This window comes from Marinitenerispora sediminis, from assembly GCF_003336425.1.
Lineage (GTDB): Bacteria > Actinomycetota > Actinomycetes > Streptosporangiales > Streptosporangiaceae > Marinitenerispora > Marinitenerispora sediminis.
Map to the genome: position 1 here is coordinate 1 of NZ_QEIO01000333.1, position 698 is coordinate 698.

1 protein-coding gene is annotated in these 698 nt (G+C 65.6%); it reads right to left on the reverse strand.

Annotated elements, in window-relative coordinates:
• Window positions 1-430: 430 nt before the first annotated feature.
• Window positions 431-698, reverse strand: a 268-nt coding sequence (locus DEF28_RS26650) for a hypothetical protein (protein ID WP_220270078.1), incomplete at its 5' end; no start/stop codon positions are given.

Here is a 698-nt window from a genome sequence, read left to right on the forward strand (position 1 = left end):
GACCTGGCGATCTGCCAGGTCGGACTCCGTTTCACGGTCCATCAGAATCGGCCCCTTCGCTGATTCCGGGCGGACCTGGAGTCACGCCTCCCATGCTTGTGGCGGCTGTCCCAAAACCAAACAGGGCGCCGACCTGCGGCGCCCAAAGAAAGCGTGTCGACTTTCAATTACCGCCAAGGTTTCCTGTACGACCGGAACCCTGGTCCGGGTTGTCAGGAATTCTGATTGGGTGGGAAAGTGCGGTGTTTTCCACTGGGGGTGCGCGCGGATCGGCACCGCCGCCGGTACGGGCGGCGGTGCCGACGGGAAATGTGACCGGAGGTGCACCGGCGCGGTGGAATGTCACCGGCTGCCGCAGCGCAGGCGACCGATCACGTATTTCCTGGTGGAACCGGGCTCGATGGCTCCGGTCATTCACCGTACTCCGAGATCAGAAGCCGCCCCGGGCGTGGCTCTGTGTGCCGAAGGTGCTGGCGCCGCCGGGTCCGGCCGCGGTGGCCTGCTGCTGGAAGCTGCTGCTCGGGCCGAAGGTCGGGAAGCCCCAGAAGTGCAGGCCGCCGAAGATGTCCTGGGCGCCGGCCATAGCAGGCGTGCCCAAAGCGACGGCAGAGGCGATGAGGCCGGTGAGCGTGATTCGGCGCAGGTTGGTCTTCATGGAAATTCCTCCAGGAAGGCTGACCTGGCGATCTGCCAGGTCG